This window comes from Roseovarius sp. Pro17 (assembly GCF_035599575.1).
In the GTDB taxonomy this organism is placed as follows: domain Bacteria; phylum Pseudomonadota; class Alphaproteobacteria; order Rhodobacterales; family Rhodobacteraceae; genus Roseovarius.
Window position 1 is genome coordinate 3,001,967 of record NZ_CP141179.1, and the last position, 13,503, is coordinate 3,015,469.

Annotated in this window: 14 protein-coding genes; 5 read left to right on the forward strand and 9 right to left on the reverse strand. The window is 63.9% G+C overall.

The window, feature by feature from the left end:
• Window positions 1–5: 5 nt before the first annotated feature.
• From U3654_RS14580 to U3654_RS14595, 4 genes are read right to left on the reverse strand one after another with little or no spacing between them, the layout of a single operon-like run.
• Window positions 6–608 carry a pyridoxamine 5'-phosphate oxidase family protein gene (locus U3654_RS14580; protein WP_324752274.1) on the reverse strand — a complete coding sequence of 201 codons (603 nt, stop codon included), beginning with the start codon at window positions 606–608 and terminating at the stop codon, window positions 6–8.
• Window positions 595–1,335, reverse strand: a complete 741-nt coding sequence (locus U3654_RS14585; protein ID WP_324752275.1) for a lysophospholipid acyltransferase family protein — start codon at window positions 1,333–1,335, stop codon at window positions 595–597. The genes U3654_RS14580 and U3654_RS14585 overlap by 14 nt, the downstream gene beginning before the upstream one ends.
• On the reverse strand, window positions 1,332–2,225 hold the full coding sequence (locus U3654_RS14590; protein ID WP_324752276.1) for a cell division protein FtsX: 894 nt from the start codon (window positions 2,223–2,225) through the stop codon (window positions 1,332–1,334). The genes U3654_RS14585 and U3654_RS14590 overlap by 4 nt, the downstream gene beginning before the upstream one ends.
• Before the next feature lie 8 nt (window positions 2,226–2,233).
• Window positions 2,234–2,911, reverse strand: a complete 678-nt coding sequence (locus tag U3654_RS14595; RefSeq protein ID WP_324752277.1) for a cell division ATP-binding protein FtsE — start codon at window positions 2,909–2,911, stop codon at window positions 2,234–2,236.
• A 163-nt stretch (window positions 2,912–3,074) separates the two neighbouring features.
• Here U3654_RS14595 and U3654_RS14600 point away from each other — a divergent pair, with 163 nt between their 5' ends.
• The gene (locus U3654_RS14600; RefSeq protein WP_324752278.1) at window positions 3,075–4,112 is read left to right on the forward strand and encodes a zinc-ribbon domain-containing protein; all 1,038 of its coding nucleotides are present in this window, start codon (window positions 3,075–3,077) and stop codon (window positions 4,110–4,112) included.
• A 16-nt stretch (window positions 4,113–4,128) separates the two neighbouring features.
• Window positions 4,129–5,040: a DMT family transporter gene (locus U3654_RS14605; RefSeq protein ID WP_324752279.1), complete on the forward strand. Its 912-nt coding sequence runs from the start codon at window positions 4,129–4,131 to the stop codon at window positions 5,038–5,040.
• 4 nt (window positions 5,041–5,044) lie between these two features.
• Here the strand turns inward: U3654_RS14605 and U3654_RS14610 are convergent, their stop codons facing one another.
• Genes U3654_RS14610 through argH form a run of 5 tightly spaced genes read right to left on the reverse strand, consistent with a single transcriptional unit; the run spans window position 5,045 to window position 10,851 of the window.
• Window positions 5,045–7,621: a TIGR02302 family protein gene (locus U3654_RS14610; RefSeq protein ID WP_324752280.1), complete on the reverse strand. Its 2,577-nt coding sequence runs from the start codon at window positions 7,619–7,621 to the stop codon at window positions 5,045–5,047.
• Between the two features lie 28 nt (window positions 7,622–7,649).
• Window positions 7,650–8,915, reverse strand: coding sequence for a diaminopimelate decarboxylase (lysA, locus tag U3654_RS14615; protein WP_324752281.1), 1,266 nt, complete (start codon window positions 8,913–8,915; stop codon window positions 7,650–7,652).
• A 57-nt stretch (window positions 8,916–8,972) separates the two neighbouring features.
• Window positions 8,973–9,278: a DUF2834 domain-containing protein gene (locus U3654_RS14620; protein ID WP_324752282.1), complete on the reverse strand. Its 306-nt coding sequence runs from the start codon at window positions 9,276–9,278 to the stop codon at window positions 8,973–8,975.
• Entirely contained in the window at window positions 9,275–9,463 is a 189-nt protein-coding gene (locus U3654_RS14625) for an argininosuccinate lyase (RefSeq protein ID WP_324752283.1), read from the reverse strand. Before U3654_RS14625 ends, U3654_RS14620 begins: the two co-directional genes overlap by 4 nt.
• Entirely contained in the window at window positions 9,460–10,851 is a 1,392-nt protein-coding gene (gene argH / locus U3654_RS14630) for an argininosuccinate lyase (protein WP_324752284.1), read from the reverse strand. The genes U3654_RS14625 and argH overlap by 4 nt, the downstream gene beginning before the upstream one ends.
• 21 nt (window positions 10,852–10,872) lie before the next feature.
• On the opposite strand from argH, the gene U3654_RS14635 reads away from it, so the two are divergent.
• The 3 genes from U3654_RS14635 (at window position 10,873) to U3654_RS14645 (ending at window position 13,502) form a co-directional block, all read left to right on the forward strand.
• Window positions 10,873–11,484 (forward strand): TlpA disulfide reductase family protein, encoded by a 612-nt coding sequence (locus U3654_RS14635; RefSeq protein WP_324752285.1) that lies wholly within the window; start codon window positions 10,873–10,875, stop codon window positions 11,482–11,484.
• Window positions 11,485–11,576: 92 nt separating this feature from the next.
• Window positions 11,577–12,740, forward strand: coding sequence for an alpha-hydroxy acid oxidase (locus tag U3654_RS14640; RefSeq protein ID WP_324752286.1), 1,164 nt, complete (start codon window positions 11,577–11,579; stop codon window positions 12,738–12,740).
• Between the two features lie 114 nt (window positions 12,741–12,854).
• Window positions 12,855–13,502: a DUF998 domain-containing protein gene (locus tag U3654_RS14645; protein ID WP_324752287.1), complete on the forward strand. Its 648-nt coding sequence runs from the start codon at window positions 12,855–12,857 to the stop codon at window positions 13,500–13,502.
• Window position 13,503: the final 1 nt, after the last annotated feature.

Genomic DNA, 13,503 nt, shown 5'->3' on the forward strand with positions numbered 1-13,503 from the left:
GGCCGCTACCACATGGTTTTCTCGGCACGTGCAGACCACTCTGCGTCATAGTCTGCGCCACCGACCGCCCCATTGGATGCTTCGGCCAGAATTTCGCCTGCTGTAGGCAGGCCTGCGCTATCGTCGCGGCCCCAGATCTGCGCGCGCATGGGGGCGCGCGAGCATTGGGTGTAAACCTCCGCAATCTCTATTACGACGACCGAACGGGGCAGTTTTCCGTCCTTGCCAAAGCGCCCCAGCAGCACAGGGTCTGTCGTGACACGTCCACGCCCATTCACCCGCACGACTGTATTCGACCCCGACACCATGAACATCAGCGAAAGCCGCCCGTCCCGGACGATGTTGCGAATGCTGTCCATCCGGTTGTTGCCACGCCAATCCGGCATCGCCAGCGTGCGTTCGCCCAACTGCATCACCACTGACCCGGTATCGCCACGCGGGCTGCCATCAGTGCCGTCGGGGCCTACCGTGCTGAGGACGCAAAACCGCGACGCGGCGATCCATTTTGAGTATAGTGGCGTCAGCCGGTCCGTCACCTTGCGCAGGCTGGCCTCGCCCGGAGGGCCATAAAGCGCCTCAAGCGCCGCGATGTCCTCAACGTAGTCCATCAGCCTGAAACCCCGCCTCTTTCATCAGCGCGTTTGACGCGCTCTCGATCTCGCTCTCCAGTCGGGCCATGAACTCAACACGGCCCGTACCCGCCTTGATTGGCGGGAGGAATTCGACCACGGCCAGCCCCGGCTTGCGCAGGATGCCGTGGCGCGGCCAGAACACACCGACATTCGTCGCAGCCGGCACGCAATCCTGCTCCAGCGCCTCATAGATCGCGCCCGAGCCGATCTTGTAAGGCGCGGACACGCCCGGCGCGACGCGCGTGCCTTGGGGGTAGATGATCAGCTGACCCGGGCGCGACGCACCGCGTGCGACGTCGGCAACCATCTTCTTGATCGCAGCGCTGCGCTTGCCGCGATTGACCGGGATACATCCGATGCGCAGGGCGTATTGGCCTAGGATCGGGGCCCACATCAGCTCGCGCTTCATGATGAATTTACCTGCCGGGACCGCACCAAAGATCATGATGATATCAAGGAACGACTGATGCTTGGCAGCGATCAAGACTTCGCCTGTTGGCGGTGTGCCGCGAATCTCGGTGCGCAGGCCCACCATCCATGCCGCGCTCCAGCGCACCCATGCGCAGAACGCCTTGCACCCGACGCGTGCGCCCCGCGCGCTGACCAGCGCCCAAGGGAACAATACGATCCCGATTACCGCCATTGCCAGATACATCGCCACGATGAACGCCAGCGAGCGCAGCCATTGAACGGCGCCGCTCACGGCATGTCCCTCAGCGTACGCTGCGCCGCCGCGCGTGTTGCCAGATACGCGACGCCACCCGACAAGAGCGGGATCGTCAGCGGCCACAGCCAGTGCCAGCCCTGAAATCCCAGCCCCGTCAGAAATCCACCGCCCACCTCAGTGCGGGGCAGAAACATGACCGCGATACAGCCCAGCACCATGCCCACCGCCGCGCCGCCCAGCGCGCGCAAGGTGAAGCGCCGCACAAAGGCCTGCACGATATAACCATCCCGCGCACCAACCAGGCGCAGGACACCAATGACCTGCGCGTTGGCCGACAATGCGGCGTTGGCGGCCAGCGTAATCATCGCGGCAACGGTCGCCGCGATCAGGATCAGCGATACCCCCCCCAGCAGTCGCAGCCGCGACGCCGCGCGCACCAGCGGCGCACGCCAACGGGTGTGATCGTCCAACACCGCGCCGGGCACTTCGGCGGCGAGGCGCAGGCGCAGACTTGCGGCGTCATAACCCGCGCCTTCCTCTATGATTTCAACCAGTTGAGGGATCGGCAAGCTCTCGATCGGTAAATCGGGGCCAAACCAAGGCGCGAGCAGCGCGCGCTGTTCTTCGACACCCAGAGCGCGGGCAGTGGCGATGCCGGGCGTCGTGCCCAGAACCTTCAGCGCGGCGTCGGTCTGGGCGATCATCTGCCCCTCGGGCGCCGATATCCGCAAGGTCGAGCTGCGCGCCAATGCGTCACCCCAACGATCGGCCAACCGCGCTGTCGCCAGCGACAGGGCCAGCGCAAAAACGGCCAGGAACGCCATCGCGCCCGCTGCAAACAGCGTCAGCCACGCAGTATAGCCCGTCGGCGGCACGACCCGGTCCGCGCCACCGTCCCCGGCAAAAAGGCCGCGTAGCTTGTCCATATTCAGCTTCACAGATCCGCCCCCGCCAGTTGCAACCGTCGGTTCGAAATACGCAGGACGCGCGCCTGCACATGCGTCTTGGCCGCACGGATCAAGGCCAGATCATGCGTCGCGATCATGATCGTCTTGCCCATGCGATTCAGCTCCATCAACAGGCGCATCAGGCGCTGAGACATCTCCCAATCAACGTTGCCGGTGGGCTCATCTGCCAGAATGACATCGGGCGACATGATAATAGCGCGCGCCAGTGCCGCGCGCTGACGCTCGCCTCCAGACAGCTCGGGCGGCAGGGCGTTCGCACGCTGCGTCAGGCCGACCCAGCCGATCAGTTCGTGCAGGTTTGCGTCTTCGGCCAGCATGTCGCGATCCGACACCATCAGCGGCAGGGCGATATTCTCGGCCACGCTGAGATGGTTTAGAAACTGGCAATCCTGATGCACCACGCCGATCCTGCGCCGCGCCAGTGCGATGTCGTCGCGCGTCAGCTCACGCACATCGGCGTCAAACAGGCGCACCTGCCCTGCCGTCGGCATCAGCGCACCATACAGCAGCTTTAGCAGCGTCGTCTTGCCCGCGCCCGATGGTCCGGTCAGAAAGTGAAACGATCCCGGCTGCAAACGCAGCGTGATATCGCTCAGCAATTCGCCGCCGCCATAGGAATAGGCCACATTTTCCAGCTCGATCACCGGCTGCCCCTTATGCCCGTTACGAGCCTTAAATGCCCCAGTGCGCCCTGTGTTGCAATCGGGGTGGCGCAATTCCTTTGCTCTTTTCGATCCATCCTTTAAACCCTAGGGTGACTTGGGCGATGAACAGCTCGGCAAACGGGGACAGGCGACAGGTGCGAATATGAGGCTGACTTGCCCGAATTGCGAGGCTCAATACGAAGTCCCGGACGAAGTGATCCCCGACGCGGGTCGCGATGTGCAATGCTCAAATTGCGGCGACACGTGGTTTCAGGCCCATCCCGATCATCCCGTGGACGACGACGCCGATCACGGCCCGACCCTGGATGAGGATGCGGATCACGGCCCGGCCACAGATCAGGATGCGGATGACTGGAGCGATAGTACGCCCCGCGCCGACGACGCCGCGCCGGCCGACGAAGATGTTGAACCGCCCTCATTGCATAGCGCAGCGCAGCCGCACGAGGCAGACGCAGACGCAGACGCAGACGCAGACGCAGACGCAGACGCAGATAGCATCGATGACGACCCGGCACGCGAACAAGAACATAATGAGCAAAGCGACGAAGCCCTCCCGCGCAACGAACGGCTCGAACGCCGCGAAATAGACCCGTCGATCGCCAGCGTCCTGCGCGAAGAGGCCGAGCGCGAAAAGCGCGCGCGCGCCGCAGCTCAGGGCGGCCTCGAAACACAGCCCGATTTGGGCCTTGCGGATGAGACCGACGAGATGCATCGCATCCGAGAGGCACGTCTGCAAATGGCCCGTATGCGCGGTGATGATAGCCAAACCGACGAAGAAGACATCGCTGATGACAGCATCGACCCGACAACGCGGCGCAGCCTCTTTCCCGATATCGAAGAGATCAACTCCTCGCTCTCTCCCGATCGGGGGCCGCAGTCAGACGAAGCCGCCTATGATCTCCATTCCGATGCCGCCGCGCGCCCGCGCGGTGGGTTCCGGCGCGGGTTCCTGCTGGCAGTATTGATCGCGATCGTCGCGCTTTTGCTTTATATTTTTGCGCCGCTTCTATCCGACATGCTGCCCGCCCTGCGCGACGTGCTGTCCGATTACGTCGGCTGGGTCGACGGGCTGCGTCAATGGCTGGATAGCCAGTTTGCCGCAGCGATGCTGTGGCTGGACAATGTGACCGGCGCAGGCGGGACTACTGGCGCGCCCGCGAACGACGGAACCGGTAACTGACCGCAATGACGCCGCAATGACCCCCTCTAGCGGCAGCCCACTGGTTGGCAGTCCGCTGGCCCCCGTCGCGCTGACGTTCGTTTCGGCGATCATGTGGGGCCTGTGGTGGATGCCGATCCGCTGGATCGAAAGCATGGGCCTGAGCGGCGCGCAGGCCGGCATTATCTGCAATCTGGGCGCGGCGCTGGCCATCGGTGCCTACATGATCGTCGCCCGCGTGCATTTGCGCCTGAGCGCGCGCACCATTCTGGGCGCGGCGCTGGTCGGGGTCGCCTTCGCGTCCTACTCGGTCGCCTTCACGCTCTCCGACGTGGTGCGTGTCATCCTGCTGTTCTACCTCGCCCCTGCGTGGAGCAAAATCATCGAGTGGGCCTTTCTCGGACGGCGCTGGCGGGCCACCTCAACCTTGACGCTCAGCCTGTCGCTGGGCGGCGCGTATCTGGTCATGGGGGGTGACATATCACTGGCGGCCATCAATCTGGGCGATGCGCTGGCCTTGTTGTCGGGCGTGTCTTGGGCGATCGGCGCCGCACTGGTCTTTACCGGCAGGAAATCCACCACGTCGGCGCTGACGCTAGCGACAGTGATTTGGGCAATGCTGCTGTCGCTAGCCTTCGCGTGGATCACTGGCGAGGCGATGCCGACCCCCTCCAACGCCCCAGCGCTGTTGGCGTCGCTGGCGTTGGGGGCGGTTTACCTCGTGCCGGTACTGGGCGTGACGCTGTGGAGCGCGCAGCGCCTGCCACCCGGATTGCTCAGCTTTCTCTTTACGCTCGAAATCGTCGCGGGCGTTGTGTCCGGCGCGATATTCCTTGATGAGCCATTCGGCCTCTACCGCCTGTCCGGGGGCCTTTTGATCATCGCCGCCGCCCTGATCGAAGCGATCGCGGCGCTGCGCGCGCCACCTGCACCCAAGGCCACGGCGTAAGCCGCTAAAACCGCTCCAGCAGGCGTTCCAGATAGTCGCGCTCGACCTCGGGGCGCGCGCCTTCGCCCGAGCGGCGGCGCAGCTCATCCAGTAACTCCCGCGCGCGGCGATAGACATCCTCGCCCTGCAGCAGATCACTATCGGTTCCGGCGCGGTCGCCCTGACCCGGCGTGCGTCCCAACGGATCGGATTGCTGCCCGCCGGTGGCCCCGCTGGCTTGCCCCTGCCCACCCTGACGGTTGCCGTTTTCCTCGGCCAGCGCCTCTCCCAGATTTCGCATTCCATCGCGCAATGCATCCATCGCCTCGGCCTGCCGATCGATCGCCTCGGCCAAATCGCCGCCTCGCAGCGCCTCTTCGGCGCCGTCCATCGCCTCGCCCGCGCGGTCCAGCGCGCCGCGCGCCTCTTCGCCCGCCTCACCTCTGCCGGGCAGGCTGCCGCGCTGACGCTCAAGCTCCTGCCTCAGCGCCTCCTGCCGGTCGGCCAAATTGCCGCCCTGCCCGCTTGGCTGACCCTCGCCGTCGCCCCCGCTGCTATCACCGCTGCCGCCCTGACCCTCGTGGCTTTGCCCGCGGCCCATCCCGCCATTGCGGCCCTCGTTGCCTTGGCTCTGGCCCGACTGCGCGCCGGGGTTGAACTGCTCTTGCAGGTCACGGAAGGCCTGATCCGACAGGCCCTGCTGCTCGCGAAGCGTATCTGCCAGCCCCTCCATCGCCTCTTGGCCGGCGCCGCCCTCACCCTCGCCGGGCTGGCCCTCGGTGACGCGCAGGTTCTCCATCATTTCCTGAAACTGGCGCAGCGCCTCTTCGGCCTCGGCCATGCGGCCCTGACTCATCAGATCCTCAATGCGGTCCATCATGTCCTGCAGATCCTGCTGACTGAGCATCGTCATGTTCTGCTCGCCACGGTCCGGCTGATCGGTGTCGTTTTCGCGCTGTGCCTGCTGGGATTTCTGGCGCAGGTAGTCATCCGTCGCATCGCGCAACTCCTGCATCAGACGCGCGACCTCATCTTCGGTCGCGCCATTGCGCATTGCCTCGCTCAGCCGCTCCTGAGCCTCGCGCATCCGCTCTAACGCGTCGGCGATATCGCCATCCTCCAGCGTCACGGCCAAATCCCACAGTGCCTCAGCCAGCTCATCGCGGGTCTCGGGGCCAGGCCCGTCCGCCTTCAGCGACGCCTCCAGCCGCCGCAGAATCGTGCGCAGCTTGAGGAAATCAGCCGGATCGCGGAACAGCTTGTCCTCGGGCTGATAGGAAATCGCGCGGATCACCTGTGCCACGCGGCGCGCGTTGGTTCGGTTCCACAACAGATCGCGCCGCTGCTCGATAACGGCAGCCGCCAGCGGATCGAAAAAGCGGCGCGCTGGCAGATCCATCTGCATAGGCGCACTGACGCCAACCTGCGACGCCGCATCGCGCGCCTCAATGGTGAGCGTGACAGGCAAATGCGCCCACGGGTGTTGTGACAGGTTCTCAACCAGCGCCTCGGTGAATTCGGTACGGCTGCCGGTGATCGGCAACGGTAAGTCCAGCATGATGGGATCGCGCGCCTCCGGCTCGCTCGCCAGCCCATAGCGCCGGTCGACCTCGGTGAGGTTCAGCACAAACGTAGCTGTGCCGCCGGTCACGCCGTAATCGTCGCGCGCGGTGAAAGGCTGGCTCATCTGCCCGTCAAATGTGGTCTTGGCACCCTCGCTCAGCAGCGTGGCGACGGGCGGCGCATCGGGCAAGGCACGGATGTCCCAACTGCGCCCACCGGGGCCGGTGATCGCCAACGTGCCGTCCTGCACCACGTCGAAACCTTGCGCCGGATCGCTGGCCGCACCGACGTCCGTTGTGCGGCCCGATACCGTTTCAGCTAGCGCCAGCGCGCCGACCTCGCCGTAAAATCGCAGGACCACGCGACTGCCGATGGGCACTTGCAGATCTGTCCCTTGGTCCGCCAGATAAAGGCTGGGCAGCCCGGTATACACAGGCGGCTCGATCCAGCCCTCCCATGTCGGTCCGGCGGCCAGCGCGCCACCGCCCGGCGCCATTGGCACTGGCGAGGCGATGCGCCAGACCGAGCCGAACAGCATGGCAACCACCAGCCCCAGCAGCGCGATATAGCGCAGACCGAAGGGATCGAAACGCGCCACCCGCAGATCAGGCCTTGGGGCGCGCGCACACTTGGCCGCCTGCTCCATGCGGGTGCGGTGCGCCTGCCACAGCGCCTCGGACGCGGGATCGCCCCGTCCGATCGCCTGCGCATCGCCCAGCGCCTGCAAGGGCCGCCCTGGCAGCGCCGCGTCCAGCCTCGCCAGCGCCTCTCCCCGGCGCGGCCAACGAAAACGAGCCAGCCCTACGACCAACAATGCCAGCGCACCCAGAGCAGCGGCAATGGCGGCTCCTGCCACCAATTCGAATGAGACATGGTCCTGCACGCCCAGCATCAGCGCGGCAAAAACGGCGATCAGCAGCGTCCAGAGCGGCCAGAACGCGCGCACCAGCCGCTCGGCCAGCAGACCGGCCCAGGTCAACGTCAGCGGAATACGCAGACGCGCCTGCAATGGGCCTGTCAGTTTGGGACGCTGGTCCATAAACCTCTCCGGATAGGGCCGCAGCGCACTACAGCCATTCGGGGATGGTATCGCGATTTATCATCTCGTCAAAGCTCGGCCGCGCCCGGATCACGGCAAATTCATGCCCATGGACCAAAACTTCGGGGATGAGAGGCCGCGTATTATACTCGCTCGCCATCACTGCGCCGTATGCCCCGGCGCTGCGAAAGGCGACCAGATCACCAGCGGACAGCGCGGGCATCATGCGCTGCCTGGCAAAGGTATCGCCGCTTTCGCAGACCGGGCCGACGATGTCATAGGGGCGTTGCTCGGCGCCCGCCTCAGGCTCGATCACCGGGACGATATCGTGCCAAGCATCATACATGGCGGGCCGGATCAGGTCGTTCATCGCCCCGTCGAGGATCAGAAAGTCACGACCCTCACCGGATTTGACATAAATAATCTCGCTCACCATTAGGCCAGCGTTTCCGGCGATCAAGCGTCCCGGCTCGATCTCGATCTCGCAGTCCAGATGGCCCAGCGTGTCCTTGATCATCGCGCCATATTGGCTGGGCAGCGGCGGTGCCTCGTTACCGCGCGTGTAGGGAATACCGAGGCCCCCGCCCAGATCCAGCCGCCTGATATTGTGACCATCCGCGCGTAGTATTTCGGTCAGTTCGGCAACCTTGAGGTATGCCTGCCGGAACGGCTCCAGATCGGTCAATTGGCTGCCGATATGCACGTCGATGCCGATGACCTCCAGCCCCGGCAAGCTAGCAGCGAGACGATAGACTTCGCGCGCACGCGCGATCGGGATGCCGAACTTGTTCTCGCTCTTGCCGGTCGCGATCTTGGCATGCGTCTTGGCATCCACATCCGGGTTCACCCGCACCGTGATCGGCGCAATCAGGCCCAGTTCCACCGCGACGGCGCTCAGCGCCTCCATCTCGGGCTCACTCTCGACGTTGAACTGGCGGATTCCGCCGACCAGCGCGAGGCGCATCTCATCACGCGTCTTGCCCACACCGGAGAACACGATCTTGTCGCCCGGCACGCCTGCGGCCTTGGCGCGCATGTATTCGCCACCCGACACCACGTCCATCCCCGCGCCCAGCCGCGCCAGCGTCATCAGGATCGCCTGATTGCTGGCCGCCTTCATCGCGTAGCAAACGAGGTGATCCAGCCCCTCTAGCGCCTCGTCAAAGAGGTGGAAATGCCGCTCCAGCGTAGCGGTAGAATAAACATAGAAAGGTGTGCCGACCGCAGCCGCAATCTCGGTCAGCGGCACGTCCTCGGCGTATAATGCGCCGCCTTGATAGAGAAAATGATCCAACGTCGACGCCCTTATCCGAACTCATGGTTTTTTAGTGGGTTAAGTATCCATCCGCACTTACCTCTTGCGCAAACGCAAGTAGAGATAGAGCGGCAGACCGCAACTCACACCGACTAAAAACGTTGCGGGAATAGCGACAAGGCGCATCCAGTCGCGGCTACGCCACGTCTCGGCCAGCACCAGAACTGTCAATGCGATGGCGGCAATTGTCAGATCCCAGACCAGCCCGCTGGTAGCAGGGTTGGCGTGCCATGCGTTTACCATACCGCCCAGATCAAAGCCGAATTCAGCGAACCAGCGCAGAAAATAACTCATCGGGTGAATGACGCCCCAGACGGCCAGCGCAAGATAGACGTATTTCATAGCGTCGTTGCCGTATGCACGCTGGCCGTTCCGCCGATCCAGTCCTGCCCGCTGGTTTCAGGCGTCGCGTTCTTGGCCGGGGCGAGTTCGTCTTGGCTGCCGGGGCGAATGGGCACGCCGTCGACGCCGCAAGCGGCCAGCGCGGCCAGCGCGGCCAGCGCGATGATTGCGATTACGTGTCTCATACCAGTATCTCCTGCCAACGCTTGACTTGCGCGCGCACATTGTCCGGCGCGGTGCCGCCATAACTTACCCGGCTGGCGACGGAATTATGCACGCCCAGCACATCAAAAACATCCTGTGTGATCGCCCCATGCACGCCCTGCATGTCGGCCAGCGTCAGATCGGGCAGATCACAGCCCTTGCGTTCGGCCAGCGCGACCAGCGATCCGGTGACGTGATGCGCCTCGCGAAACGGCATTCCCAGCACCCGCACCAGCCAGTCGGCAAGGTCCGTCGCAGTGGAAAATCCGGTGGCGGCTGCGGCCTCAAGCACGTCCTTGTTGGCGCTCATGTCGCGCACCATGCCTTCCATCGCGGCGAGGGCCAGCATGAGGTTGTCGGCGGCGTCGAATACCTGCTCCTTGTCCTCTTGCATGTCCTTGGAATAGGCCAGCGGCAGCCCCTTCATCACCATCATCAGCGCGACATTGGCGCCAAAGATGCGCCCGATCTTGGCGCGGATCAGCTCGGCTGCGTCGGGATTCTTCTTTTGCGGCATGATGGACGATCCGGTCGAAAATCGGTCGCTGAGCGCGACAAAGCGAAATTGCGCCGAGGACCAGATCACAAGCTCTTCGGCCATGCGGCTGAGGTGCATGGCACAGATGCTGGCCGCGCCAAGGAACTCCAGCGCAAAATCACGGTCGCTGACCGCATCCAGCGAATTGGCGGACGGACGGTCAAAGCCCAGCGCCTCGGCCGTCATGTCGCGGTTGATTGGAAAGGACGTCCCGGCCAGCGCCGCCGCGCCCAAAGGGCATTCATTCATCCGAGCGCGGGCGTCGCGGATGCGGGACAGGTCGCGCGCGAACATCTCGACATAGGCCATCATATGATGGCCCCACGTTACCGGCTGCGCGACTTGCAAATGGGTGAAACCGGGCATCACCCAATCAGCGCCCGCCTCTGCCTGCGCTACCAGCGCACGCATCAGCGCCAGCAGCGCGCCCTCGGTCGCGTCCAGCTGATCGCGCACCCACAGTTTGAAGTCGGTCGCGACCTGATCGTTGCGCGACCGGCCCGTGTGCAGGCGGCCAGCAGGCTCGCCAATGACCTCTTTCAGGCGGGCCTCGACGTTCATGTGAATGTCCTCAAGGGCAGCGGAAAACACAAACTCGCCGCTCTCGATTTCGTCCAAAACGCTATCCAGCCCTTTCGCCATCGCGGCTGCGTCACTATCTGTAACGATGCCCGTGGCTGCCAGCATGGCGGCATGGGCCTTCGATCCGGCGATGTCTTGTGCCGCCATCCGCTTGTCGAACCCGATCGAGGCGTTTATCGCCTCCATGATCGCATCGGGCCCGGCGGCGAAACGGCCGCCCCACATCTGGTTCGAGGTGTTGTTTGACATGCCTGCCCCTTCGGAGGAAAAATGCGCCTTTCACGTTCCGCCCTGCTTTATCCCGCCCTCGGCCTCGGTGCAATCGTGGTGGGCCTTTTCGTCGCCCTTGGGGGGGGCACCGAATCTGGCGCACAGGCCCCGGCGCGCGACTATTCGGCAATGGCCGCCAACCTTGATGGCGACATGAAGAAACTGAATTTCCACGATGCGCCCAAGGCGGTGTCAACCACGGCCTTCACTACAGAAGACGGCGGCACAGCCACGCTGGCCGACTACAACGGCAAGTACGTGCTGCTGAATTTCTGGGCGACGTGGTGCGCGCCCTGCCGCAAGGAAATGCCGATGTTATCCGAGCTGCAGACCGAATTCGGTGGCGATGATTTCGAAGTGCTGACGCTGGCCACGGGCCGCAACCCGGTCCCCGCCATCGAAGGGTTCTTTGACGAAATCGGCGTGACCAACCTGCCGATGCACCGCGATCCCAAGCAGCAGGTCGCGCGCGACATGGGCGTGCTGGGCCTGCCGATCACCGTGCTCATTGACCCAGAGGGGCGCGAGGTCGCGCGACTTCAGGGTGACGCGCATTGGAGCAGCGACAGCGCCAAGGCACTGATCGCAGGGCTGATCCAGCCCGTCGAATGACGCGGCCCGATTTTTCGCGGATGATCCGCGCCCATTGCAGGGCGCGCACCTGACCCGCTAGAACCCACGGTGTCTGCACACCGGAGGTTCCCATGCACGTCATCACCGATATTCAGGATCTGCACCGCATCTATCGCCGCCGCGTGCCGCGGATGTTCTACGACTACACCGAATCGGGCAGTTGGACGGAACAGACCTTTCGCGCCAACTCCACCGATTTCAACGAAATCCTGCTGCGTCAGCGGGTCGCAATCGACATGGCCGGACGCTCGACCGCTAGTCAGATGATCGGGCAGGACGTATCCATGCCCGTCGCCCTCGCCCCCGTCGGCCTGACAGGCATGCAAAGCGCGGATGGCGAGATCAAGGCCGCCCGCGCGGCTGAAAAATTCGGTGTGCCCTTTACCCTCTCGACCATGTCCATCTGCTCGATCGAGGATGTAGCAGAGCACACCGAGAAGCCATTCTGGCTACAGGTTTATACCCTCAAGGACGACGATTTCATGCAGCGCCTCTTTGATCGCGCGAAGGCGGCGAAATGCTCGGCTGCGGTCATCACGGTTGATTTGCAAATGCTGGGTCAGCGGCACAAGGATATCAAGAATGGCCTCTCGGCCCCGCCCAAGCTGACCGCGCGCAGTATCGCCAACATGGCGACCAAGGCGCGTTGGGGTCTTGAAATGCTGGGCACGAAACGACGGTTTTTTGGCAATATCGTCGGCCATGCCCATGGTGTCAGCAGCCCCAGCGATCTGACCTCATGGACGAACGAGGCGTTCGATGCCTCACTCGACTGGGACCGCATCCGGCAGTTTCGCCGCATGTGGGACGGCCCGCTTATCATCAAGGGCATCATCGATCCGCGCGACGCAGCCGAGGCGCTGAACGTGGGCGCCGACGCGATTATCGTGTCGAACCATGGCGGTCGGCAATTGGACGGCGCGCTATCGTCTATCCGCGCGCTGCCCGCCATCATGGATGCGGTCGGCGACAAGATTGAGGTGCATCTGGACAGCGGTATCCGGTCAGGTCAGGACGTGCTCAAGGCGCTGGCGATGGGTGCCACCGGCACTTATATCGGGCGCGCCTATATCTATGGTCTGGGCGCCATGGGCGAGGCGGGCGTAACCCGCGCGCTTGAAGTGATCCACAAGGAACTGGACATGTCGATGGCGTTCTGCGGGCATCGCGATATCCGGGGCGTGGACCGCGACATCCTGATGATCCCCAAGGGGTTTTCGGACGGCTGGATCTAATGGCCCCCTACCTCGTGCCGCCCTGCGCGGGCCGAGTCGTGGAACGATTGACGCCGCCCCGCGTTGCCAAATGAGTTAAGCATCCATCACCCCCGCCAATAGGAGAGTCGCGCCATGCCCCCAGCCAAAGAGGCCCAAGTGCATGGCGAACGTCCTTGGCTGCTGATCGTTTTCGGCCTGATCGGCCTTGCCGGATGCGCCGCACTGATCGCTGGCACGATTATCGCGCCCCTTTTTGTGCCGGATTATAACTGGATTTCCGACACGATCAGCGATCTTGCTGCGGGCCGCTGGGAAATCATAATGGATGTCGCGCTTTATGGCTTTGCCGCCGGTCTGATGGCCACCGCGCTGGCCGCGTCGCATGCCCATCTGGGCAAGAGCGGCTGGACGGTCGGCATCCTGTCCCTCGCCGTTCTGGCCGCCCTCGTCATCATCATCGGCGCGCGCAACGAATATGGCGACAAGGACAACGAAGGCGTCGTGATCCATATCTATCTGGTTTACGGACTGGGTGCGCTTTTCCTGCTGACATGCGTGGTGATGCAAGCTGGGCTGCGCGCGTCCGAACATCCGCACGCCAGCTGGTGGCTGATTGGACTAGGCGCGCTATGGGCGGTGCTGTCCCCGGTGTTTTTGATGTCGCCCACCGGGATCGACGGTCTGATGGAACGGATTCTGGGGCTGATCGCTTGCGCAATCGTGGCCGTTCTTTGCATCGTCTTCGTGCGACGCGGCACCAGCCGCACATCAAGGGGCTAGA

Excerpts from the sequence above, each read along its gene's own strand:
- U3654_RS14580 (WP_324752274.1), bottom strand. The coding sequence starts at position 608 with ATGGACTACGTTGAGGACATCGCGGCGCTTGAGGCGCTTTATGGCCCT.
- U3654_RS14590 (WP_324752276.1), bottom strand. The coding sequence starts at position 2,225 with ATGGACAAGCTACGCGGCCTTTTTGCCGGGGACGGTGGCGCGGACCGG.
- U3654_RS14600 (WP_324752278.1), top strand. The coding sequence starts at position 3,075 with ATGAGGCTGACTTGCCCGAATTGCGAGGCTCAATACGAAGTCCCGGAC.
- U3654_RS14605 (WP_324752279.1), top strand. The coding sequence starts at position 4,129 with ATGACCCCCTCTAGCGGCAGCCCACTGGTTGGCAGTCCGCTGGCCCCC.
- U3654_RS14610 (WP_324752280.1), bottom strand. The coding sequence starts at position 7,621 with ATGGACCAGCGTCCCAAACTGACAGGCCCATTGCAGGCGCGTCTGCGT.
- U3654_RS14620 (WP_324752282.1), bottom strand. The coding sequence starts at position 9,278 with ATGAAATACGTCTATCTTGCGCTGGCCGTCTGGGGCGTCATTCACCCG.
- U3654_RS14625 (WP_324752283.1), bottom strand. The coding sequence starts at position 9,463 with ATGAGACACGTAATCGCAATCATCGCGCTGGCCGCGCTGGCCGCGCTG.
- argH (WP_324752284.1), bottom strand. The coding sequence starts at position 10,851 with ATGTCAAACAACACCTCGAACCAGATGTGGGGCGGCCGTTTCGCCGCC.
- U3654_RS14635 (WP_324752285.1), top strand. The coding sequence starts at position 10,873 with ATGCGCCTTTCACGTTCCGCCCTGCTTTATCCCGCCCTCGGCCTCGGT.
- U3654_RS14640 (WP_324752286.1), top strand. The coding sequence starts at position 11,577 with ATGCACGTCATCACCGATATTCAGGATCTGCACCGCATCTATCGCCGC.
- U3654_RS14645 (WP_324752287.1), top strand. The coding sequence starts at position 12,855 with ATGCCCCCAGCCAAAGAGGCCCAAGTGCATGGCGAACGTCCTTGGCTG.